This window comes from Stenotrophomonas sp. GW821-FHT09E08 (assembly GCF_059416125.1).
Genome location: NZ_JBWKOO010000001.1, coordinates 286,590 through 309,547, shown reverse-complemented (window position 1 = coordinate 309,547; position 22,958 = coordinate 286,590). Strand labels below are relative to the sequence as shown.

23 protein-coding genes are annotated in these 22,958 nt (G+C 65.9%); 17 read left to right on the top strand and 6 right to left on the bottom strand.

All coding sequences use genetic code 11. From position 1 onward, the window contains the following. The first annotated feature begins 36 nt into the window (after positions 1-36). A complete protein-coding gene (locus AC07M7_RS01455; protein WP_495206581.1) occupies positions 37-501 on the top strand; it encodes a YqhG/Tai3 family protein in 465 nt (154 codons plus the stop codon). A 102-nt stretch (positions 502-603) separates the two neighbouring features. Here the strand turns inward: AC07M7_RS01455 and AC07M7_RS01450 are convergent, their stop codons facing one another. Beyond that, on the bottom strand, positions 604-1,398 hold the full coding sequence (locus AC07M7_RS01450; protein WP_495206580.1) for a cytochrome C assembly family protein: 795 nt from the start codon (positions 1,396-1,398) through the stop codon (positions 604-606). 122 nt (positions 1,399-1,520) lie between these two features. Here AC07M7_RS01450 and ffh point away from each other — a divergent pair, with 122 nt between their 5' ends. The 10 genes from ffh to AC07M7_RS01400 all read left to right on the top strand — a co-directional run bounded on the left by ffh (position 1,521) and on the right by AC07M7_RS01400 (position 8,592). After that, complete coding sequence (gene ffh, locus AC07M7_RS01445) at positions 1,521-2,897, top strand: signal recognition particle protein (protein ID WP_004149025.1); 1,377 nt, start codon at positions 1,521-1,523, stop codon at positions 2,895-2,897. Positions 2,898-3,042: 145 nt separating this feature from the next. Then, positions 3,043-4,119: an NAD(P)H-dependent flavin oxidoreductase gene (locus AC07M7_RS01440; protein WP_295377587.1), complete on the top strand. Its 1,077-nt coding sequence runs from the start codon at positions 3,043-3,045 to the stop codon at positions 4,117-4,119. Continuing rightward, the gene (locus tag AC07M7_RS01435; RefSeq protein ID WP_495206579.1) at positions 4,116-4,928 is read left to right on the top strand and encodes an aminotransferase class IV family protein; all 813 of its coding nucleotides are present in this window, start codon (positions 4,116-4,118) and stop codon (positions 4,926-4,928) included. The genes AC07M7_RS01440 and AC07M7_RS01435 overlap by 4 nt, the downstream gene beginning before the upstream one ends. A 100-nt stretch (positions 4,929-5,028) precedes the next feature. Beyond that, the gene (gene rpsP, locus AC07M7_RS01430) at positions 5,029-5,289 is read left to right on the top strand and encodes a 30S ribosomal protein S16 (protein ID WP_004149033.1); all 261 of its coding nucleotides are present in this window, start codon (positions 5,029-5,031) and stop codon (positions 5,287-5,289) included. Positions 5,290-5,333: 44 nt separating this feature from the next. Then, the gene (gene rimM, locus AC07M7_RS01425; protein WP_004149035.1) at positions 5,334-5,846 is read left to right on the top strand and encodes a ribosome maturation factor RimM; all 513 of its coding nucleotides are present in this window, start codon (positions 5,334-5,336) and stop codon (positions 5,844-5,846) included. 8 nt (positions 5,847-5,854) lie between these two features. Next, entirely contained in the window at positions 5,855-6,613 is a 759-nt protein-coding gene (trmD, locus tag AC07M7_RS01420) for a tRNA (guanosine(37)-N1)-methyltransferase TrmD (RefSeq protein WP_136638325.1), read from the top strand. Between the two features lie 154 nt (positions 6,614-6,767). Next, the gene (gene rplS, locus AC07M7_RS01415; RefSeq protein ID WP_004149090.1) at positions 6,768-7,169 is read left to right on the top strand and encodes a 50S ribosomal protein L19; all 402 of its coding nucleotides are present in this window, start codon (positions 6,768-6,770) and stop codon (positions 7,167-7,169) included. Positions 7,170-7,251: 82 nt separating this feature from the next. After that, the gene (locus AC07M7_RS01410; protein ID WP_012510438.1) at positions 7,252-7,632 is read left to right on the top strand and encodes a DUF6404 family protein; all 381 of its coding nucleotides are present in this window, start codon (positions 7,252-7,254) and stop codon (positions 7,630-7,632) included. Between the two features lie 79 nt (positions 7,633-7,711). After that, a complete protein-coding gene (locus AC07M7_RS01405) occupies positions 7,712-8,146 on the top strand; it encodes a DUF1801 domain-containing protein (protein WP_495206578.1) in 435 nt (144 codons plus the stop codon). A 38-nt stretch (positions 8,147-8,184) separates the two neighbouring features. Further along, complete coding sequence (locus AC07M7_RS01400; RefSeq protein WP_495206577.1) at positions 8,185-8,592, top strand: DUF1801 domain-containing protein; 408 nt, start codon at positions 8,185-8,187, stop codon at positions 8,590-8,592. Between the two features lie 97 nt (positions 8,593-8,689). Here AC07M7_RS01400 and AC07M7_RS01395 read toward each other — a convergent pair whose 3' ends face one another. Then, positions 8,690-10,162: an MATE family efflux transporter gene (locus AC07M7_RS01395; RefSeq protein ID WP_046983268.1), complete on the bottom strand. Its 1,473-nt coding sequence runs from the start codon at positions 10,160-10,162 to the stop codon at positions 8,690-8,692. A 62-nt stretch (positions 10,163-10,224) separates the two neighbouring features. Between AC07M7_RS01395 and AC07M7_RS01390 the strand changes: the two genes are divergently transcribed. From AC07M7_RS01390 to AC07M7_RS01380, 3 genes are all read left to right on the top strand, one after another. After that, positions 10,225-10,464 (top strand): hypothetical protein, encoded by a 240-nt coding sequence (locus AC07M7_RS01390; protein WP_317233314.1) that lies wholly within the window; start codon positions 10,225-10,227, stop codon positions 10,462-10,464. A 9-nt stretch (positions 10,465-10,473) separates the two neighbouring features. After that, positions 10,474-10,881, top strand: coding sequence for an RNA-binding S4 domain-containing protein (locus AC07M7_RS01385; RefSeq protein ID WP_004149153.1), 408 nt, complete (start codon positions 10,474-10,476; stop codon positions 10,879-10,881). A 113-nt stretch (positions 10,882-10,994) separates the two neighbouring features. Then, the gene (locus AC07M7_RS01380) at positions 10,995-12,182 is read left to right on the top strand and encodes a glycoside hydrolase family 5 protein (RefSeq protein ID WP_482997615.1); all 1,188 of its coding nucleotides are present in this window, start codon (positions 10,995-10,997) and stop codon (positions 12,180-12,182) included. A gap of 72 nt (positions 12,183-12,254) precedes the next feature. On the opposite strand, the gene AC07M7_RS01375 is transcribed toward AC07M7_RS01380, so the two are convergent. The 3 genes from AC07M7_RS01375 to mutS form a co-directional block, all read right to left on the bottom strand. Continuing rightward, positions 12,255-12,857: a DUF937 domain-containing protein gene (locus AC07M7_RS01375; RefSeq protein ID WP_295377619.1), complete on the bottom strand. Its 603-nt coding sequence runs from the start codon at positions 12,855-12,857 to the stop codon at positions 12,255-12,257. A 108-nt stretch (positions 12,858-12,965) separates the two neighbouring features. Continuing rightward, complete coding sequence (locus tag AC07M7_RS01370) at positions 12,966-14,609, bottom strand: catalase (protein ID WP_447780995.1); 1,644 nt, start codon at positions 14,607-14,609, stop codon at positions 12,966-12,968. Between the two features lie 194 nt (positions 14,610-14,803). Then, complete coding sequence (gene mutS / locus AC07M7_RS01365; RefSeq protein ID WP_295377622.1) at positions 14,804-17,359, bottom strand: DNA mismatch repair protein MutS; 2,556 nt, start codon at positions 17,357-17,359, stop codon at positions 14,804-14,806. A gap of 350 nt (positions 17,360-17,709) precedes the next feature. Here mutS and AC07M7_RS01360 point away from each other — a divergent pair, with 350 nt between their 5' ends. Further along, positions 17,710-18,987, top strand: coding sequence for an O-antigen ligase family protein (locus AC07M7_RS01360; protein ID WP_447780996.1), 1,278 nt, complete (start codon positions 17,710-17,712; stop codon positions 18,985-18,987). Further along, positions 18,987-19,979, top strand: a complete 993-nt coding sequence (locus AC07M7_RS01355; protein ID WP_447780997.1) for a glycosyltransferase family protein — start codon at positions 18,987-18,989, stop codon at positions 19,977-19,979. The genes AC07M7_RS01360 and AC07M7_RS01355 overlap by 1 nt, the downstream gene beginning before the upstream one ends. A 27-nt stretch (positions 19,980-20,006) precedes the next feature. On the opposite strand, the gene AC07M7_RS01350 is transcribed toward AC07M7_RS01355, so the two are convergent. Then, a complete protein-coding gene (locus tag AC07M7_RS01350) occupies positions 20,007-20,399 on the bottom strand; it encodes a barstar family protein (protein WP_495206576.1) in 393 nt (130 codons plus the stop codon). Between the two features lie 313 nt (positions 20,400-20,712). Between AC07M7_RS01350 and AC07M7_RS01345 the strand changes: the two genes are divergently transcribed. After that, the gene (locus AC07M7_RS01345; RefSeq protein ID WP_447780998.1) at positions 20,713-22,935 is read left to right on the top strand and encodes a methyl-accepting chemotaxis protein; all 2,223 of its coding nucleotides are present in this window, start codon (positions 20,713-20,715) and stop codon (positions 22,933-22,935) included. The last annotated feature ends 23 nt before the right edge of the window (positions 22,936-22,958 follow it).

Sequence of the window (22,958 nt, the reverse complement as noted above, 5' to 3'; positions counted from 1 at the left end):
CCCCCCCGCCCCCGGCACTACCTCAAGGAGATACACATGCGAAAGACAGGGATGTTCGTGATCGCCGGGCTGCTGCTGGCCCCCGCCGTGCAGGCCGCGCCGGCCTGCCAGGAACCAGTGGCTGTGGCCCGTGCCTTCTACGAGGCAACCACCGGCAATGGCGATCTGCTGGAACCGCCGCCGGCGCTGGTCAGCCCGGCCTTCGTCAAGGCCCTGCGTGGCGAGCGCGCCTGCCAGGTGCGTGAGGAAGGCATCTGCACCATCGATTCCGATCCGTGGCTGGACGCCCAGGACGGTGACATCGACAGCCCGGTGCGTTACAGCTGGAAAGAGATCTCGGCCACGACGGGCCAGGTTGAAATGCGCTATTCGGTATGGAATACGGCCTACCTGACCCGCCTGCCGATGGAGCGCCAGGGCCAGGGCTGCTGGCAGGTGGACGACATCCTTACCAACAGCGGTCGTTCGGTACGGAAGATCCTGGCCCAGCCGGTGCCTTGACCGTCTACGGCATCCACGCATGGCGTGGAGCTACTCCATCTGCGATTGCCGGCCAGCGGCCGGCACTACCGGGGTGGGTGCCGACCGTTGGTCGGCACGCCTTTATCGCGAATGCCCGAACACCAGTTCGATCACGAACTGGCTGCCGAAGAACGCCAGCAACAGCAACAGCATCGCCGCCAGCGTCCAGTGCACCGCTTTCATGCCGCGCCAGCCGTAGCGTCGGCGGCCGATCAGCAGCACACCGAATACGATCCACGACAGCACGCTCAGCACGGTCTTGTGCACCAGCTTCTGCGCCAGCAGGTCGTCGACGAACAACACGCCGGTGACCAGGGTCAGGGTCAGCAGCGCGAAGCCGACGGTGATCACCCGGAACAGCAGCGATTCCAGGTCGGCCAGCGGCGGCAGCGCCCGCAGCCACGGGCGGAACTCGCGGCGACGCAGGGCGCGCTCCTGCAGCCACAGCATGATTGCCAGCAGCGCGGCGATGCTCAGCGTGGCGTAGGCCAGAAGCGCCAGCCAGGCGTGGCTGGCCAGGCGCCAGCCCAGCACCTTGCTCGGTTCGTGGCCGTAGCCGTGGTAGGCCAGCAGCAGTACCGCGGCCAGCGGGAACACCACCACGCCCAGTGCCGACATGCGCCCGCGCGCACCGACCAGCGAGGTCAGCCAGGCCATGCCCAAGCCGACCAGCGACAGTGCGGCGAAGAAGTGCATGTCCGGCCCGCCGTTGGTGCGCATCGCCACCATCACGTGGTAGCCGCCATGCAGCAGCATCGCCGGCAGGGCCGGCCACAGCCAGACCGGGGAGGCGGTGGTTTCATCGCGGCCGAGCGCGCGCACCAGCAGGGCACTGGCAGCCAGGTAGAGCAGGACGGCGATGAGAACGATTGTCATCGTTGCAGTTTCGCATACCCCCGCGGTGGTGGCGACGGCCGCAGCGTCGCAGTCCGGCGGGCAGGGCGGACCCGCTATACTGTGTGCCTTATTGTCCCCCGTTTTCAGACAGGTCGTACCGCATGTTCGAGTCCCTGACCCAGCGCCTTTCCGGCACCATCGAGCGCCTGCGTGGCCGCGGCCGCCTGACCGAAGAGAACATCCGCGAGGCGACCCGCGAGGTCCGCATCGCGCTGCTCGAAGCCGACGTCGCGCTGCCCGTGGTGCAGGCCCTGATCGAGCGCATCAAGGTGCGTGCGGTCGGCCAGGAAGTGCTGAAGTCGCTGACCCCGGGCCAGGCCCTGATCAAGGTCGTGCGCGACGAGCTGACCGCGGTGATGGGCGCCGAAGCCAGCGACCTGAACCTGAATGTCCCGGCCCCGGCGATCATCCTGATGGCGGGCCTGCAGGGCGCCGGCAAGACCACTACCGTGGGCAAGCTGGCCAAGCACCTGAAGGAAAAGCGCAAAAAGAAGGTGATGGTGGTCTCGGCCGACGTCTACCGTCCGGCCGCGATCGAACAGCTGAAGACCCTGGCCGAGCAGGTCGGCGTGCTGTTCTTCCCGTCCAGCGCCGACCAGAAGCCGGAAGCCATCGTCCGCGCCGCCATTGACGATGCGCGCAAGTCGTTCGTCGACGTGCTGCTGGTCGATACCGCCGGCCGCCTGGCCATCGACGAAGCGATGATGGCCGAGATCAAGGCCCTGCACGCGGCGGTCAACCCGGCCGAAACGCTGTTCGTGGTCGATGCCATGACCGGTCAGGACGCGGCCAACACCGCCAAGGCCTTCGGCGATGCGCTGCCGCTGACCGGCGTGGTGCTGACCAAGACCGACGGTGACGCGCGTGGCGGTGCCGCGCTGAGCGTGCGCTACATCACCGGCAAGCCGATCAAGTTCGTCGGTGTCAGCGAAAAGCCGGAAGGCCTGGACGTGTTCCATCCGGACCGTATCGCCAGCCGCATCCTCGACATGGGCGACGTGCTGTCGCTGGTCGAGCAGGTCGAGCAGCAGGTCGACAAGGACAAGGCCGCCAAGCTGGCCGAGAAGGTCGCCAAGGGCAAGAAGTTCGACCTGAACGACATGCGTGACCAGCTTGAGCAGATGCAGAACATGGGCGGCATCGGCGGCCTGATGGACAAGCTGCCGGGCCTGGGCAACATCCCCGACCACCTGAAGCAGCAGGTCAGCCAGGGCAAGGAAGTGCCACGCATGATCGCCATCATCAGCTCGATGACCAAGAAGGAGCGGCGCAACCCGAACCTGCTCAATGGCTCGCGCCGCGCGCGCATCGCCAAGGGCTCGGGCGTGACCCCGGCTGACGTCAACAAGCTCATGAAGCAGTACATGCAGATGGAAAAGATGATGAGCAAGATGGCCGGCGGCGGCATGAAGGGCATGATGCGAAGCATGAAGGGCATGATGGGTGCCATGGGCGGTCGCGGCATGCCGTTCCGTTGATGCGGGACCCGTCCGCACTCTGATGTAGCGCCCGAGCCCATGCTCGGGCGGCGGCGCCGAGGCGCCGCATCAAACAGTCGAGCAAGCTCGACTCTACCCCCGTCCTGCGCGCACCATGGAGGCCTGTCCGAAACGATGGGCCGCCATGCAGATGTCCGCTGTTGCTTCCCGCGCCGAGGCGTTCTGCCAGCGCTTCGACGTTTCCGTTCCGATCCTGCTGGCACCGATGGCCGGTGCCTGCCCGGTGCCGTTGTCGGCCGCGCTGGCCAATGCCGGCAGCATGGGCGCGATGGGCGCGGTGTTGTCGTCGCCAGCCGATATCGGCCGCTGGATGGATGACTTCCGCGCCGTCTCCACCGGCCCGGCGCAGGTGAACCTGTGGTTGCCGGACCCGGCAGCGACCCGTGACGTCGCCGCCGAGGCAGCCAGTCGTGCTTTCCTCGCGCAATGGGGACCGGATGTACCGGCCAGTGCTGCCGACGCCACGCCTGCCGGTTTCGAAGAACAGTTCGCAGCGCTGCTGGCCGCCTGCCCGGAGGTGGCCTCGACCATCATGGGCGTGCTTTCGCCGCGCCACGTGCAGCAACTGAAGGATGCGGGCATTGCCTGGATTGCCTGTGCGACCACGCTGTCTGAAGCGCGTGCTGCACAGGATGCTGGCGCCGACGCGGTGGTGGCGCAGGGCGTGGAGGCCGGTGGTCATCGCGGTTCATTTGATCCGGCGATGGCCGAGCGTCAGCTGGTTGGACTGTTCGCGCTGCTGCCACGCCTGGCCGACCACCTGCAGATTCCGGTGATCGCCGCCGGTGGCATTGCCGATGGCCGTGGCATTGCCGCCGCGCTCACCCTGGGTGCCAGCGCGGTGCAGATCGGCACTGCATTCCTGCGCACGCCCGAAGCGGCGATCGCTTCGGCGTGGGCCGATGGATTGGCGGCCAGCGAACCAGAAGACACCTGGCCGACCCGTGCTTTCAGTGGCCGCCTGGGTCGCGGCCTTGCCACGGCCTACGTGCGCGCTGCCGCCGCCGAAGGTGCGCCGGCGCCGCGCCCGTACCCGGTGCAGCGCGGCCTGACCGCGCCGATGCGCAAGCAGGCAGCGCAGGAAAACCGGTTGGCCGCAATGCAGGCCTGGGCGGGGCAATCGGCATGGATGGCGCCGGCACGACCGGCTGCCGATGTGCTGCACGACATGTGGAGCCAGGCGCAGGCATTGCTGAAATGACGGTGACCTGCAACGGCCGGCCAGTACAGGTCGAGGATCTACTGCCAGCGCTGGTCAACTACGGCCACTTCACCTCGCTGCAGGTGCGGGGTGGGGCGGTGCAGGGACTGGAGCTGCATCTGGCGCGGTTGTCGCACGCTACGCGTGAACTTTTCGGCAGCGAGCTGGTTGTGGCGCAGGTGCAGGCCTGGATGGCGCAGGCCCTGCAGCTGGCTGGGCTGGCTGATGCCTCGCTGCGGGTGACGGTGTACTCGCGCCACTTCGATTTCCGCAATCCGCTGGCGGTGGTACCGGTGGACGTACTGGTGGCGGTGTCCTCGCCGGTGACGCTGGCCGCACCCAAGCGTGTGTGCAGCGTGGCCTGGCAGCGCGAACTGCCGCACATCAAGCATGTCGGCACCTTCGGCCTGTTCGCCGAGCGCCGCGCGGCAATGGCTGACGGTTTCGACGATGTGCTGTTCGTGACCGCCGATGGCGAAATGGGTGAAGGCAGCACCTGGAACCTGGCCTTGCACGATGGTGAGCGGCTGCTCTGGCCGCAGGCGCCAGCCCTGCGCGGTACCGCCGAGGCCTTGCTGAAGCAGCACTGGCCCGGCCCACAGGCCACGCGACCGCTGGCGCTGGCTGAACTGGGGGGTGTGAAGGCGGCCTTCGCCTGCAACGCCAGCGGCCTGTGGGCGCTGGACGCCATCGACGGGCATGCCCTGCCGGGTTCGCAGGCGCTGGCGGAACAGGGCAGGGCGGTGCTGGCGGCGGTGCCCTGGCGGGGATTGGGGTCAGATCCCTTGTCCCCTGCAAAAGGGATCTGACCCCGGCTGGCCAACCCCGGGGTTGGCTCCGGCCGACACTGCCGCTATAATCGCCGGCTTACCGCGCCATCCTGGCGACTGGGCAATAGGAAAAAAGACCATGGTCAAGATTCGACTGACCCGCGGCGGCGCCAAGAAGCGTCCGTTCTACCACATCATCGTGACCGACGTTCGCAGCGCCCGTGATGGCCGCAACATCGAGCGCGTCGGCTTCTACAACCCGGTTGCACAGGGTGGCGAGAAGCGCATCGAGCTGGATCTGGCCCGTGTTGACCATTGGGTCAAGAACGGCGCCCAGCCGACTGAAAAGGTCCGCAACCTGATCAAGGAAGCGGCCAAGTCCCAGGCCGCTGCGGCCTGATCCCGAAGGGCCGCGCCTGGCGCGGCCCGTCTGGTTGAACGCAGATGAAAGATAACGAGCGCCGCATCCTGCTGGGCAGGATTGTCGGCGCTTTTGGTGTGCGCGGCGAAATAAAGCTCGAGTCCTGGACCGAGCCGCGTTCCGCTATTTTCCGTTACCAGCCGTGGATCCTGCGCAGCCCCAACGGGCAGGAATCGACGCTTGAAGGCGCCCGTGGCCGCGACAGCGGCAAGCATCTGGTGGCCCGTTTTCCGGGCATCGAAGATCGCGATACGGTCGAGGCGATGCATGGCACCGAGGTCTACGTGGCCCGCAGTGCACTGCCACCGCCGAATGCCGATGAGTATTACTGGGTCGACCTTGAAGGCCTGGATGTGAAGACCACCGAGGGCGTTGCCCTGGGCCAGGTCTCGCACCTGTTCAGCACCGGCGCCAACGATGTGGTGGTCGTGCGCGGCGATCGTGAGCGGATGATTCCGTTCGTGTTGCCGGAGTTCGTCAAGTCGGTCGACTTCGAGGCCAACCTGGTCGTGGTCGACTGGGATCCCGAGTTCTGAGTGTGAGCATGCGTTTCGACGTCATCACCCTGTTCCCCGAGTTCCTCGCCCAGTCCGCCGGACTGGGCGTGGTCGGGCGTGCGCAGGAGAAGGGCCTGTTCAGCCTGCACGGCTGGAATCCCCGTGATTACGCCGAAGGCAACTACCGCCGGGTGGACGACCGTCCGTTCGGCGGTGGCCCGGGCATGGTGATGCTGATCGAGCCGCTGCAGGCCTGCCTGCAGGCGATCCGCGATGCTGATCCGACCCCGGCGCGGGTGATCCATCTCAGCCCGCAGGGTGCGCCGTTGACCCAGGCCAAAGTGCGGGAACTGGCGGCGCTGCCGCGCATGGTCCTGCTCTGCGGCCGCTACGAGGGCATCGACGAGCGCTTCCTGGAAGCCAATGTCGACGAGGAGATTTCCCTTGGCGATTACGTGCTGTCCGGCGGTGAGCTGGGCGCGGCGGTGATCATCGACGCCGTGGCCCGTCTGCAGGACGGTGCCCTGAACGATGCTGAATCGGCCGCCCAGGACAGCTTCGAAGGTGACCTGGGCCTGCTCGACTGCCCGCATTACAGCCAGCCGGCCCAGCATCCGCTGGGTGACGTGCCGGAGGTGCTGCGCTCGGGCAACCATGCGGCCATCGCCGCCTGGCGCCGCCAGCAGTCGCTGGTCCGGACCGCGCAGCGGCGCCCGGACCTGCTGGATGAACAGGTACTGGGCAAGGCCGACCGAAAACTCCTTGACCAGGCCCGCCAAGCCCGGAAACAGAAGGCCAGCCCCTAGCGCAGGGCTGGCTTTTTCGGCTATCATGGCCAATTACCGCCAGCCTCGGCCGGCGCGCGCAGTACCCACAACAAACGTGCAGCACAGTCCAGTGACTGCATCAGCCTACGTTGTCGAAACGACACGCCCACCCGAACAAGAATCGGTGTAACCCATGAGCAAGCTGAACAAGTCCATCGTCGCGGAATTCGAATCCGCCCAGATCACCCGCGAACTGCCGAAGTTCAGCCAGGGCGACACCGTTGTCGTCAACGTGAAGGTGAAGGAAGGTGCCCGCGAGCGCGTGCAGGCCTATGAAGGCGTTGTCATCGCGACCAAGAACGGCGGCCTGAACTCCTCGTTCACCGTCCGCAAGATCTCGCACGGCTACGGCGTCGAGCGCGTCTTCCAGACCCACAGCGCCATCATCGACTCGGTCGAAGTGAAGCGTCGTGGTAAGGTCCGCGCCGGCAAGCTGTACTACCTGCGTGGCCTGGAAGGCAAGGCTGCCCGCATCAAGGAAGACCTGGCTGCCGCTGCTGCCGCCAAGGCTGCCCGTCTGGCCGAAAAGGCCTGATAAACAACTTCGGTTGTTGCCGCGACGGCCACCTTCGGGTGGCCGTTTGCGTTTCCGGCATCGCATCGGCCACGATCAGGCGATGAACGAGATCAACCCACGCTATCCCGCCGTGATCCAGTCGGCGTTGCGCTTCCTTGACGGCAAGGGGCTGGCGCGCGTGCAGTCGGCACCGTTGCTGCACCGGTTGTTGTGGCGCATGGGCATCGCACTGCCGCCGCCGATCCTGGCCGGCTTCGCCACCAACGCACTGGTGCAGGGCCTGCTGTTCGGGCTGTTCTGGACCGGACTGATGTGGCTGATGTTGTGGCAGGGCAGCGAGCGCCCGCTGGTGCTGCTGTTGTTGGCCGGTCTGTTGGCCGGTGCCCTGTTCGGTATCGTGATGGCGGCCCTGATGCGCTCGCTGCGGCGTCACCGCAAGCTACCGGACTGGCGGCAGTTCCTGGCCCGTCAGGCGGACTGAGCCGATGGCGCACCGCGCCATGACCGACAGGCGCGCGTCGCGCTAGGCTGCCGTTTCATCCTGATGGACGTGCCGTGCGATGCCTGCCAAGCGAACCGCACCCTCTGCCGCGCCCAGGCTGCTGTCCGGTGGTAGCCCGCAGATCGCCAAGGGCGAGGGCGATACCACGGTGCAGGCCTATATCGCGGCGATGCCGGACTGGAAACGACCGCTCGGCGCGCGGTTGGATGCGCTGATCGAGCAGGCCGTGCCCGGTGTGCACAAGGCGGTGAAGTGGAATTCGCCGATGTATGCGGTTGCCAAGGGCGAGGGCTGGTTCCTCAGCTTCCATTGCTTCACCCGCTACATCAAGGTGGCATTCTTCCGGGGCGCCGCACTGAAGCCGATACCGCCCGAGCCGTCCAGGAGCGCAGACACGCGCTACCTGCACATTGCACAGGACGGCGTGCTGGATGAAGCCCGGTTCCTTGACTGGGTGCGCCAAGCCGCGGCATTGCCCGGCGAGCGCATGTAAGCCCACCGTTCCGATCTGCTTGCCGACGAGAACCGCTGATGGCCACGCACGCGCCGAACCCTGATGATGCCGGGACCCCGGCAGCTGAACTGATCGATGCACGCATCGCCGAGCTGGGCGACTGGCGTGGCGAAACGCTGGCGCGCGTGCGCGCGTTGATCCATGAGGCACTGCCCGACGTGCAGGAAACCTGGAAATGGCGCGGCACGCCGGTGTGGGAGCACAACGGCATCCTGTGCACTGGCGAAACCTACAAGCAGGCGGTGAAGCTGACCTTTGCCCATGGTGCGGCGTTGGCCGACCCGAAAGGCCTGTTCAATGCCAGCCTGGAAGGCAACACACGACGTGCGATCGACATCCACGAAGGTGCGATGCCCGATGCCGCGCCATTGAAGGCGCTGTTGCGCGAAGCGGCTAAGTTCAACGCGGCGAAAAAGAAGCGGTAGAGCCGGCCGCTGGCCGGCTGTTGCGCGATGCTTCCGGAGAGGCATGAAGCTGCCGGCCAGCGGCCGGCACTACCGTGGTAATCACCGGCGGTCAGTACTAACGTGGCGGCGCTGACTCCAGTGCGGCATCCGGGTCGGCCACCGGCGAGGGTGGGCAGGCCGGGATCTCCGACGGCGTGGCCAGTTCCTCGGCATGCGACGGCTTGCCGATCATCGTGGCCTTGCGCCAGCCACCCCAGCGGTAATACGCCAGCGACAGCAGCATCGACACCAGCGAGCTGACCGGGAAACTCCACCAGATCGCATCGGCGCCCCAGTACGGCTGCAGCAGCTCGGCGAACGGTACGCGCACGCCCCACAGCGAGCCGGCCAGGATCAGCAGCGGCGGAATCACCGCGCCGGTGGAGCGCACCACGCCGGAGATCACGAAGCTGACGCCGAAGAACAGGAACGAACCGATCACCACATGGTTGAGGTGGCGGGCGATGTCCAGCGCCTCGCTGGCCGGCGGCAGGAACAGCGCCAGCAGCTGCCGATCGAACAGCACCAGCGGCAGGATCAGCGCGCCGGTCAGCAGGAAGTTGAACAGCACGCCCTGCCGCGCGGTGCCGCGCACGCGGTCCCAGCGCTGTGCGCCGACGTTCTGCGCGGCCATCGTCGAGCACGCCGCACCGATTGCCATCGCCGGCATCTGCAGGTAGTTCCACAATTGCAGCGCGGCGCCGTAACCGGCCCCGGTGTCGGTGCCGTACTGGTTGACCATGGTCATCAAAAGAATCACCGACAGTGAGATCAGCACCATCTGCAGGCCCATCGGGACGCCCTTGATCACCAGCGCCTTGAGGATGGTCAGGTCGAGCTTGAGCAGGCGCATGTCGGCACGGCCCAGCCACAACGTGTGGCGCTTGTGCCGCATGTACAGCAGCAGGCCGGCCAGCGACAGCGTCTGCGCGACCAGCGTGGCCCAGGCCGATCCGGCGATACCCAGCGCGGGGAATGGTCCCATGCCGAAGATCAGCACCGGATTCAGCACGATGTCCAGCGCCACCGACACCATCAGGAAACGGAACGGCGTGCGTGAATCACCGGCACCGCGCAGCGCGGCGGTGAGGAAGGCGAACGCGTACAGCGTCGGCATCGCCAGGAAGATGATCTGCAGGTAAGCCTCGGCCAGCGGCAGCGAGGCAGCCGGCGTGCCCATCGCTGCCAGCAGCGGATGCGCCATGAACCAGCCGGCGATGGCGATGATCACCGACAGGCCGATGAAGAAGGTGGCGCTGGTACCGACCACGCGCCGCGCCTGCGCGATGTCGCGCGCACCGATGGCCTGGCCGATCAGGATGGTCGAGGCCATGCCGAAGCCGAACACCGAGCCGATCAGGAAGAACATGATGTTGTTGGCGTTCGCGGTGGCGGTCAGTGCCGCCTCGCCGAGGAAGCGCCCCACCCATACCGCATTCACCGAACCGTTCAGCGACTGCGCGATGTTGCCGGCCAGGATCGGCAGGGAGAACAGCAGGAGATTGCGGCCGATCGGGCCGGAGGTCAGGTCAAGCGGCGCTTTGGCCATGGAGTGGTGATCGAATCCCGGGAGGCGCACACTAGCACCAAGCCGGTTTGCGGGATGTGGCAATGCATCAACGACTGCGGGTGAAGCGGAGCATGACGTTGGCCTTGATCGGCGTTGTACTGGCCGCATGTTCGACAGGTGACCGGCTGGGCGATACCCAGGTGCGGCCGACCGACCGTCCCGAGTGCCTGGTCGGCAGCCAGCGCCAGGACCTGTCCGCCGGTGTACCCACGTTGATCGGGGGCAGCGGCTGCCGCACCGACCCCGACCATCCGCGCCCTCTGAACAAGCCACCGGAGTAGTCCGCACCGATGCCTGAGCTTTCCCCGTTGTCGCCCAGTGTCCGCCTGGACATCTGGTTGTGGGCGGCCCGTTTCTTCAAGACCCGCAGCCTGGCCAAGCAGGCCATCGAGACCGGCAAGGTCAGCGTGGCCGGGCAGCGCCCGAAGTCCTCGCGCGCGGTACGCGTGGGTGAGCAGCTGCAGGTGGATCGTGGCGAGGAGCATTTCGAGATCCAGGTGCTGGGCCTGAGCGACCAGCGCGGGCCGGCGCCAACGGCACAGCAGCTGTATGCCGAGAGCGAGGCTTCGAAGGCGCGCCGTGCCGAACAGCGTGCACTGCGCATCGCGGCACGCGATGGTTTCCAGCCGCCGGAACACAAGCCGGACAAGCGCGCGCGGCGTTTGATCCGGGCGTTGGGCGACATCGACGCGCTGTAGCGAAATCCTGATTCCAACGGATTGTTCCTATCGCGGTGCGAAAGAGGGCGCCGGTCACGGTGCGTTCGGATTGCGCTGGGCAGGCTGGTTTTTCACCTATCGGAGGCCTGCCCATGCGTCGTCTGCTGTTATGCCTGTCCCTGCTTGCTGCTGCGCCACTGCACGCTGCCGACATCACCTTCTGGGACGTACCGCAACGCGGTGGCAACAGCATGAACATGTCGCCTCCGGACCGGAAATACTTCGAGGCGCTGCGTGCGACCGGTGCGACCTGGGTGCGGCTGGTGCCGGACAAGTGGAAGGGGCAGGGCGGTCGTGACTTTCTGATCGGCAACGCCGATGACTATCGCGGACTGGTTCCAGCCGACCTGGCCACGCTGCGGCGGGTGCTGGATGACGCCGATGCGGCCGGGCTGAAAGTGGTGCTGACGCCGCTGTCGCTGCCGTTACTGCGCTGGAAGCAGCACAACGGCGATGTGGTCGACCAGCGCCTGTGGCAGTCCTTCGACAACCAGGAGCCCGCCCGGCGTTTCTGGCGCGATCTGGCCACGGCGCTGAAGGATCATCCTGCCTTGGCCGCCTACAATCTCATCAATGAACCGGTGCCCGAGTACGGTGCAGGCCTGGCCGAGCATGCGTCCAGCGAGGCGATGAAGCAGTGGTATGCCGGTGTGCAGGACGGCCCACGCGACCTGCGCCGCTTTTATTCCGGGTTGATCGCCAGCATCCGCGAGGTCGACGCCGCGATGCCGCTGATGCTGGATGCGGGCTGGTACGCCGCCGCCGACGGTTTCAACTACTGGCCGGCACCGTTGGCGGATTCGAAACTGCTGTACAGCGTGCACATGTACGAGCCGTACGCGGCAACCAGTGCGCCGAACCAGACGCGCGCCAAGCCCTGGCGTTATCCGGCACAGGTGCCGTTCGGTGGAGGCAGCGAGCGTTGGGATGCGGCGCGTGTACGCCGTTACCTGCAGCAGCCGATGACGTGGGCCGCCTCGCATGGTGTCGGTGCCAACCGCATGGTGGTGGCCGAATTCGGCTGCATGCGGCGATGGCCGGACTGCAGCCGCTACCTGCAGGATGTGCTGCAGGTGCTGGAACAGGACAAGGTGCACTGGGCCTTCTACGCCTTCCGCGAGGATGGCTGGGACGGCATGGACTACGAACTGGGCGACAAGCCGCTGCCGTGGTCGTACTGGCAGGCGCAGGAAAAGGGCCGCCATGTCGAGCCGCCGCGCTTGATGCAGGCGCCCTTGTTCGCACCGATCCTGCAGCGTTTGAAGGCGGGCAACCAGTAAGCCGCCGGGCATGGCCCGGCGCTACCCATGGAGATGCCGATAGCGCCGGCCCATGCCCGGCGAGGCTTTCCGTCAGCGCTTGCCGCCGAGCAGATTGCCGCCCAGCTTGAACAGATCGCCCACGCCCAGCTGACCATCACCGTCCTGGTCCAGCAGGCTGCCGAGCAGGCCACCGGCCAGGCCACCCTGCTGCTGCACCTGCTGCTTTTCCTGGCCCAGGGCCTGGCTGAGCGAGCCGGCATCGGCTTGGCCGCCGCCCAGACGCTGTGCCAGGAAGGCCATCACGATGGGAGCAAGGATCTGTAGCAGCTGGCTGGTGCGGCCACTGTCGAGTTGGGTGGCCTGGGCCAGGCCGGTTTCCACCTTCTGCTGGCTGCCGCCGAAGATGTGGCCGAGGATACCGGCGCCATCGCTGGCCGCACCGCCGCCGCCACCGCCCAACACCGAACCGAGGACGCTGCCCAGGTCCAGGCCGCTGTGGTTGTTCTGCAATGCGCCGAGCAGCGCTTGTGCGCCCTGTGGCTGCGAGGCGTTGTTGCCCAGCGCGCCCATCAGCACCGGCAGCGCGGCACTGATCGCGCCGGAAGCCTGGGTATCGCTGATGCCAAGCTGCTGCGACACCTGTTGCAGCGGGGCGCCCTGCAACTTGGTCAGAAGTTCATCGGTCAGGCTCATCTGGGGAATCCTCGATTGGGGTTGGGCGTGCAGAAGGTACGACGCGGACCGTTAAAACGGCGACGCCGCCTCACGGGGAGGCGGCGTGCCGTACGCAGGGGAGGGCGATCAGAGCTCGATGTCTTCCGCACCCGGGGTCGCAGCGGGGAAGTCCGCGTCCGGCTGTGCAGGCTTGAACGGGTCGGACGGTTGGCCGGCCAGCGCCTTCAGGGCCGCAGCGATGCCGGCACCATAGGCCGGGTCGGCCTTGTTGCAGTTGTCGATGTGGCGCTGCTTGATGAAATCTGGCGCATCGCCGAGGGCGCGGGCGGTGTTGGCGAACAGGCGTTCCTTCTGCGCCTGGTTGTAGCTGCGGAACAACGCACCGGGCTGGCTGAAGTAGTCGGCGTCGTCCTCACGGAAGTTCCAGAAGTCGGCGTCGCCACGGATCTTCATTGGCGGCTCGCGGTATGCCGGCTGCTCCTGCCACTGGCCGTAACTGTTCGGCTCATAGTGCGGCAGGCCACCGTAGTTGCCATCCACGCGCATCGCACCATCGCGGTGATTGCTGTGCACCGGGCAGCGCGCCGCGTTCACCGGAATCTGGTGGTGGTTCACGCCCAAGCGGTAACGCTGCGCATCGGAATAGGCGAACAGGCGCGCCTGCAGCATCTTGTCCGGCGACGGGCCGATGCCCGGCACCAGGTTGCTCGGTGCGAACGCCGACTGCTCCACGTCCTGGTACCAGTTGACCGGGTTGCGGTTCAGTTCGAACTGGCCCACTTCGATCAGCGGGTAGTCGCTCTTCGGCCACACCTTGGTCAGGTCGAACGGATGCACGCGGTAGGTTTCCGCGTCCAGCTCCGGCATGACCTGGATGAACAGCTTCCACTTCGGGAAGTCGCCCTTCTCGATCGCGGCGAACAGGTCGCGGCCGTGGCTTTCGCGGTCATGGCCGACCAGGATCTGTGCCTGCGCGTCGGTCAGCGATTCGATGCCTTGCTGGCTGACGAAATGGAACTTGACCCAGAAGCGTTCGCTGTCGGCATTGGTGAAGCTGTAGGTATGCGAGCCGAAGCCGTGCATGTGGCGGAAGCTGCGCGGGATGCCGCGGTCGCTCATCACCACGGTCACCTGCAGCAGGGCTTCGGGCAGCAGCGTCCAGAAGTCCCAGTTGTTGCGCGCGCTGCGCAGGTTGGTGTGCGGGTCGCGCTTGACCGCCTTGTTGAGGTCGGCGAACTTGCGCGGGTCGCGCAGGAAGAACACCGGGGTGTTGTTGCCGACCAGGTCCCAGTTGCCTTCTTCGGTGTAGAACTTCAGCGCGAAGCCGCGGATGTCGCGCTCGGCGTCGGCGGCACCGCGCTCGCCGGCTACCGTGGTGAAGCGGGCGAACATCTCGGTCTGCTTGCCGACCTTCTCGAACAGCCTGGCGCGGGTGTACTTGCTGATGTCGTGGGTGACAGTGAAGGTGCCGAACGCGCCCGAGCCCTTGGCGTGCATGCGGCGCTCGGGAATGATCTCGCGGTTGAGGTTGGCCAGCTTTTCCAGCAGCCAGACGTCTTCCATCAACAGCGGGCCACGCGGGCCGGCGGTCTTGCTGTTCTGGTTGTCCACCACCGGTGCGCCGAAGGCCGTGGTCATCGGCGTGACCGGATCATCACCATGCTTCTGCTTCGGCGTGGTGCTCAGCTCGCGCTGCTGCTGGGCGCCTTCCTCAGGCGACGGGGCGCTGTGGTAAGGGCACTTGGCGTTGTTGTTGTCGGACTGGCTCATCGGCTGGCTCCTGGTGGCGGTGAAGACGTGGGAGAAACATCTTCACTCGACTTTAGCTATGGCCAGATGAAATGAATAATCGAATGATTCATTCAGGTTGATAGATTCTGTCAATTGGAACGCAGAATCAGATTTGCGCAACCTTTCGATGGGCCTCCCGCAAGGCGGCGGGAGGCCATGGGCGTGCGCTGCGGTTACAGCAGCGCCTTCAACCGGTACAACGCTTCCAGCGCCTGCTTCGGGGTCAGTTCGTCGGGGTCGATCGCGGCCAGTGCTTCCTGTGCCTTGCTCGACGGTACCGCGAACAGGCCGAATTGCTGCGGTGCATCCAGCGCCTGCGGCGCCAGCTCGGCGGCATGGCTTTCACCGCCGCGCTGCTCCAGCTCGGCCAGGCGGCGCCGTGCCTGCGCCACGGTGGCGCGCGGCAGACCGGCCAGCGCGGCCACCTGCAGGCCGAAGCTGCGGTTGGCCGGGCCATCCTTCACCGCATGCATGAACACCAGCGCCTCACCGTGCTCGACCGCATCCAGGTGCACGTTGGCGATGCCGCTGCGGCCGCCTTCGTGCTGCTCGTCGGCCAATGCGGTCAGTTCGAAGTAGTGGGTCGCGAACAGCGTGTAGCAGCGGTTCTCATAGGCGAGGTGGCGCGCCACGGCATCGGCCAGGGCCAGCCCGTCGTAGGTGGAGGTGCCACGACCGATCTCGTCCATCAGCACCAGCGAATGCGCGGTGGCGTGATGCAGGATGTAGCTGGTCTCGGCCATCTCGACCATGAAGGTCGACTGCCCGCGTGCCAGATCATCACCGGCGCCGATGCGGGTGAGGATACGGTCGATGGGGCCGATCAGCGCACGGCTGGCCGGCACGAAGCTGCCGATGTGGGCCAGCAGCACGATCAGCGCGTTCTGCCGCATGTAGGTCGATTTACCACCCATGTTCGGGCCGGTGATGACCAGCATGCGACGGTCCGGATGCAGGTCCAGGTCGTTCGGTTCGAACGGCTGCTCGCGCACCGCCTCGACTACCGGGTGGCGGCCACGCTCGATCTTCAGGCAGGGCTCGGCCTGCAGTTCCGGGCGTGCCCAGTCCAGAGACTGCGCGCGTTCGGCGAAGCCGGCCAGCACGTCCAGTTCGCTCAGCGCGGCAGCACACTGCTTCAGCGGTTCCAGCTGCCCGCCGAGGGTATCCAGCAGCTGCTCGTACAGGTACTTCTCGCGCGACAGCGAACGGTCGCGCGCGGACAGCACCTTGTCCTCGAAAGCCTTCAGCTCTTCGGTGATGTAGCGCTCGGCATTGGTCAGCGTCTGCCGGCGGGTGTAGTGCACCGGGGCACGATCGGACTGGCCCTTGCTGATTTCGATGTAGTAGCCGTGCACGCGGTTGTAGCCCACCTTCAGGGTGGCAATACCGCTGCTTTCGCGCTCGCGTGCTTCCAGGTCGATCAGGAACTGGTCGGCATGGGTGGACAGGCGGCGCAGTTCGTCCAGCTCGGCATCGAAGCCGTCGGCCAGCACGCCACCATCGCTCAGCTTCAGCGGCGGCATCTCGGCGATGGCGCTGGCCAGCAGGTGCGCGCATTCGTCGTGCTCGCCGAGTGCGGCGTGCAGGGCCTGCAGGCGCGGCGAATCCAGCGGTGCCAGCACGTCGCGCACGGCTGGCAGCAGGCCCAGGCCATCACGCAGGGTAGAGAAGTCGCGGGGGCGCGCCGAGCGCAGGGCGACGCGGGTGAGGATGCGTTCGAGATCGCCGAGGCGACGGAACTGCTCGCGGATGTCAGCATCGCTGCCGCGGTCGATCAGCGTTTCCACTGCGTGGTGGCGCTGTACCAGTACCTCGCGCAGGCGCAGCGGGCGATGCAGCCAGCGCCGCAGCAGGCGTCCGCCCATCGGCGTCACCGTGCTGTCGAGCACGCCCAGCAGGGTGTTGCGGGTATCGCCGTCTACGCGCGTGTCCAGTTCCAGATGGCGGCGTGTTGCTGCATTCATCGCGATCGCTTCGCCGGCGGTTTCCATCGCGATGGAGGTCAGGTGCGGCAGGCGCTGCTTCTGGGTTTCCTCCACATAGCCGAGCAGGGCGCTGGCTGCTGCAGTGGCGCGGGGCTTGTCATCGATGCCGAAGCCGCTCAGATCATGCAGCTTGAAGAAGGCCAGCAGCTGGCGGCGCCCGCTGTCGGCGTCGAACAGCCACGGTGCGCGGCGGCGCACGCCGGTACGCTGGCGCAGGAATTCCGGCCAGTTTTCCTCGTCGGGCACCAGCAGTTCGGCCGGTTCCAGCCGTGCCAGCTCGGCTTCCAGTGCGTCGTCGGTTTCCACTTCGTTGACCAGGAAGCGGCCACCGGCCAGGTCGGCCCACGCCAGGCCGTAACCCTGCTTGCTGCGCGACAGCGCCATCAGCAGGGTGTCGCGGCGTTCATCCAGCAGGGCCTCGTCGGTGACCGTGCCGGGGGTGACGATGCGCACCACCTTGCGTTCGACCAGGCCCTTGGCCAGGGCCGGGTCGCCGATCTGTTCACAAATCGCCACCGATTCGCCCAGTGCCACCAGCCGTGCCAGGTAGCCTTCGTAGGCATGCACGGGTACGCCGGCCATCGGGATCGGCGCGCCGCCGGAGCTGCCGCGCTGGGTCAGGGTGATGTCCAGCAGCCGTGCCGCCTTGCGGGCGTCATCGTAGAACAGCTCGTAGAAGTCACCCATGCGGAAGAACAGCAGCAGGTCCGGATGGTCGGACTTGGCCGCGAAGAACTGCTTCATCAGCGGGGTGTGGTCCTTGGACGCCTTGGCGTTGCTGGTGTTGTCTTTTGTATCAGTCACTTGGGGCGTTTCGCGTCTTGGGCAGGGCGTCGGGGCGTGGCCATGCGACCACGGCCGGCAGGGCCGTTAGTGTAGCGACCTGGGGCGGTCGGTGATCCGCAGCGTCGGTGGTCCGGGCAGGGCCGTTGGCCGGGCTGTCTGCAGGCCAACGCCACACGCCCATACACCTGTGGTTTGGTTGATTTCCGTAGGCCCCCACGGTAGTGTCAGCCCCGGCGATTTCCGCCAAACGGCCTCCATGGAAACCGGGGCAACTCATCCCCGGGCGGGCGTTGATGGAAAGAACAAGCATGACTGCAGCCAGCACGGCCGCCGAACCTCGTTACACTTGGCGTACCGTCCTGCTCAGCATTCTGGTCGCCCTTGTCCCGCTTGCCGGATCCGCACCCTACAACCTGCTGAAGGCGGTGCTGCTGCTGGCCCTGCTGGTCACCGGCGTGGTCCTGATCCGCCGCCAGCCCGATGTCCGCCTGCGCTACCGCATCGCCCGGTTCATCGTGATCGTCTGCTTGCTGCGCCTGGCCTATGCCTTCTACAGCATCGGCTGGCACGGGCTGCGCTGGAACGAACTGGACCTTCCGGCACAGACACTGATCTACCTGGGCACGGCCGCGGTATTCGCCACCGCCCTGGACTGGCGCCTGATCTGGAAGATCTTCGCGTTGTCGACCCTGATCTTCGGTGGCTCGTGCATCGTGCAGCACCACATGATGGGGCTGGAACGCGCACATGGTTTCAGCGGTGGCGAGTGGACGGCCATCGAGTTCACCATGGTCACGCTGTGCATGGCGCTGTTTTCGGTCATCCGGCTGATCCAGCCGAACGTCCATCCGGCCGAGCGCTGGCTGCACGGCATCGCCATCGCGGTGGGCGTCTACGGTTCGATCCTGGCGCAGAGCCGGGGGCCGATCCTGGCGTTCATTCCCGCGATGTTGATGGTGATCGCCGTGCACGTCCGGCGCACCCGTCGCTGGCGCGGCGCGCTGGCCTTTGTCGGTGCGCTGGTCATCGGCGTGGCCGGTGCCACCACCATGCTGAACCATCAGGTCATCCAGCGCTTCGGTGAGGTCAGTGGCGAAATCTCCGGTTTCAGCCAGGAGAACGAGGTCGGCTCGGTCCGCGAGCGCATTGCCATGTGGGGCGTGGCGGTCGACGCCTTCGCGGAGCACCCGTTGGCCGGTGTTGGCCTGAACCAGTTCGGCACCTATGCACGCGAAGGTATCGCCCGCGGCGAGGTCTCCGACTCGATCGTACGTTACAACCACCCGCACAACGAATACCTGGAAGCGGCGGCGACCGGAGGTGTGCCGCTGTTGGTGATCATGCTGCTGATCTTCATCCTGCCCGGCATCCACTTCGCGCGACGTCTCGGCCATGCCGATGAGACGACCGCGATGATCGCCACCGCAGGACTTGCCGTGGTCATTGTCTACGCACTCTCGGCGTTCACGGACAACGTGTTCTACCGGGCGATGCCGCATTCGTTCTATTTCTACCTGGTGCTGGGCTTCATGCTGGCGACCGCATTGCCTGCGCGCAACCTGCACCGGGAAGGGAGTGCCCGCTGATGGCACATATCCATCTGCTGGCCGCCGACAACCAGCGTGGCCTGTCCCATGACATCCAGGTGATCGAGCGCTCGCTGCAGCAGCTGGGGCACGAGGTGACCGTCAGCCGTCTGGATGCAGTGCGCAATGGCGGCGCCTGGAAGCTGCGCGGGATGCGCCTGCGCAGGCTGCTGGCCTCGTGGCTGAGCCTGGGCCGGAAGCCGGCACGGTTCGACATCAACATCTCGCTGGAGCATGTCCGGCCGGCAAGCTTCGGCCTGGCGAAGGTCAACCTGCTGATTCCGAATCCGGAATGGGTGTCTGCACGCAGCCTGCGCATCCTGCCGCGGTTCGATGCACTGCTGACCAAGACCGAAGAAGCCACGCGCATCTTCAATGCGCTTGGCCTGCGCGCGCTGGAGGTCGGCTTCTGCAGTCGTGACCGTCACGACCCTTCGGTACCGCGCAAGCCGCGCAGCTTCCTGCATGCAGCTGGTGCCAGTCGCATGAAGGGCACGGCAACGCTGGTCGAGGTCTGGAAGCGCCATCCGGAGTGGCCGTTGCTGACCGTCCTGCGGAGTGGTCCTTCGGACGAGGACGAGGGCGGTGCCGCGAACCTGCGGATCGTCCGCGAGCGCCTGCCCGATGAGGAAGTGCAGCGCCTGCAGAACGAACATGCGTTCCACCTGTGCCTGTCGCAGACGGAAGGCTGGGGCCACTACCTGGTGGAGGCGATGAGCTGTGCGGCGGTGGTGATCACCTGCGATGGCGCGCCGATGAACCAGATGATCGACGACAGTCGTGGCATCCTCGTTGCTGCCCATGAGGGCCAGCCCTGCCACCTGTCCAGGACCTGGCACGTGGACGAGGCGGCGCTGGAACAGGCCATCGAGCGTGCCTTGGCGATGGATGCGCTGGAGTGGAGCCGTTTGGGCGCGGATGCGCGCGCGTGGCATCTGGCCAGCGAGGTCGCGTTCCCGAAGCGGCTGGGTGAGGCCCTGGCCAAGCTCTGAGGCGAACACGCTGTGGTTGGTGCGTGCTCAGGCGGGGACCAGCGTGACCTGCGGGTGGCCGTTGAAGATCTCCATCACGATCTCGAAGTAGGTCTGTCCCTGGCCCTGTTGCAGCGCCGCCAGCTGGTCGGCGATCACCGCGGTGTTGAAGGTGCCGGCCTGATCGAGTTTTGACTGCAGCCAGGCCTGGGTGGTCCCGCGGCCCAGTGCTTCGCGGCTGTGCTCGATGTCGCGCCACACAACCGTGGTGGAGGCATGACCAGCGAGAGCGCCGTAGCCACCCCACAGCAGATCATCCAACGCGTCCAGGCTGGGTCCCAGCTGCCAGTCTTCGTCGGCCATGAACACGCGATTGATTTCCACGTAGAGACTGGCGATGTCGTTGATGGACGCGCCTTCGATGTGCAGGATCCGGGTCATCTGCCGACTGTAGCCGTCCCGGGCGTCGCCATGCCATGACATGCCCGGTCCGGGACAGTTCTGTCATGTGCAGATAATCCAGGGTCATCGTGCACAGGGTGTGGCGTGATTATGGCGTTAAATCCATGTGATTTTCATCGGGCGCTGGCGTGTCAGCGGTATTCGATAAATGATATGGCGCCATTATCCGCTTCCTTATTTTCTGACTACCTGCACAGTTTCATGTATTTGGATCGGTCCATATATAAAGTCCCGTAAAGTTTCCCGTCGCTGCGCCGCCATCGAACGTACGGCCACGATCAAGGGAATTGAGATGCTTGCCTTACGTAATCTCCGTGTGGGATCCCGGCTTGGCGCCGGCTTCGGTCTGCTGCTGCTGTTCATCATGGCCATCGTCGGCCTCGTGCTGTATGGAAATCACCTGAAGTCCGCCCAGTTCGAGAAAGTGGTGGACGTCAACATGGTGAAGATGCGTTTGTTGAATGACATGCTTGATACCAACAACGCGGTGCTGATGCATCGCCGCCTGATGGTGATCAAGCGTGGTGACGAGTTCGACAAGGATTACCAGCGTGCCCAGGAGTTGTCGCGGACCTATGACGGTATCTGGGCCAAGTACATCAAGATTCCGCGTGATGCTACCGGCGATACCCTGGTCGCACGCATCGAGGCCGCCCGCAAGGCCACCGATGCGTCAACCCAGCAACTGCATGAGCGCATGAAGTCCGGGGATTTTGATGGCGCAGCGAAGGAGCTGCTGGCCGAGCACGGATTGGCAACGGCCTGGAATGAATCCATTTCGGCCCTGCTGCGCCATCAGGAAACGCTGACCGAACGCAGCCGCGAAGAGTACCGCGCAACCGAATCGTGGACCGGCACGCTATCGATCGCGTTCGGGGCACTGAGCCTGTTGCTGGGCACGTTGGCGGCCTGGGCGATCACCCGCAGCCTGACCCGCCCGCTGGAAGGAGCGGTGAAGTTGGCCGATGGCATCGCCAATGGCCGTCTGGACAGCAGCATCGACGCCACCGGCAATGACGAGGTGACCCAGCTGCTGAAGTCGATGCAGCGCATGCAGGCACAGTTGCAGTCGGTGATGGCGGCACAGGGCGAGCTGGCCCGCCAGCACGATGCCGGCAGCCTCAGCTACCGCATGGATGAAAGCGCGTTCCCCGGCGACTACGGGCGCATGGTGCACGAGACCAATGCGCTGGTCGGCTCGCACGTGCAGGTGCAGAACCGCTTGATCGAGGTGATGAAGCACTACGCGCGTGGCGACCTGTCGGTGGACATGGATCCATTGCCCGGCGAGAAGGCGGCGATCACCCAGGCGATGGATGAGACCAAGAGCAGCCTGTCGGCGATCAACAGCGAGATCCGCCGCTTGGCAACCGCCGCTGCGGCAGGTGACTTCAGCCTGCGTGGTGACGAGGATCGCTTCGCCTACGATTTCCGCGACATGGTGGCGGGGCTCAATCGCCTGATGCAGACCACCGACGAGAACCTGGTACAGGTCTCGACCCTGCTGCAGGCCATCTCGCGCGGTGACCTGACCGTGCGCATGCAGGGCGATTTCCATGGTGTGTTCGCGCGCATGCGTGATGACTGCAATGCCACGGTCGATCAGCTCAAGCAGATCGTCGGTCGCATCCAGGCCAGTGCATCCAGCATCAACCTTGCGGCAGGTGAGATCGCCTCGGGCAACACCGACCTGTCGCGGCGTACCGAGCAGCAGGCGGCGAACCTGGAAGAGACGGCGGCATCGATGGAGGAGCTGACCTCCACCGTGAAGCAGAATGCCGAGCATGCACGCCAGGCCAACCAGCTCGCCATCGGCGCGCATGGTGTCGCCTCGCAGGGCGGCGAGGTGGTCGGCCAGGTGGTCACCACGATGACGGCCATCGAGGCGTCGTCGAAGAAGATCGCTGAGATCATCTCGGTCATCGACGGTATCGCGTTCCAGACCAATATCCTGGCGTTGAACGCCGCGGTGGAAGCCGCGCGTGCCGGCGAGCAGGGCAGGGGGTTTGCGGTGGTTGCCAGCGAGGTACGCACACTGGCGCAGCGTTCGGCAGGCGCGGCCAAGGAGATCAAGGGCCTGATCGAAGACTCGGTCGGCAAGGTCGCCGACGGATCGGCCCTGGTCCGCCAGGCCGGCACCACGATGGGTGAGATCGTGGCCTCCGTGCAGCGGGTGACCGACATCATGGCCGACATCTCCGCCGCCTCGCAGGAGCAGAGCTCGGGTATCGAGCAGGTCAACCAGGCGGTGGTGCAGATGGACGAGACCACCCAGCAGAACGCGGCCCTGGTGGAAGAAGCGAGCGCCGCCGCACGCTCGATGGAGGAGCAGTCCAACCTGCTGGCCGAGGCGGTATCGGTATTCCGCACCGGCGCAGTGACGGCCGCAGCTGCGGTACGCCCGGCCTTGGCTGCAGTGGCTGCCACCGTTACCCCGGTGCGCCGTTCTGCACCGCTGTCGCCACGCATCGAACCGACGCTGGCGGCCAATGCGGGCGGCTGGGAAGAGTTCTAGCAGGGTTGAAATGCCGGCAGGGA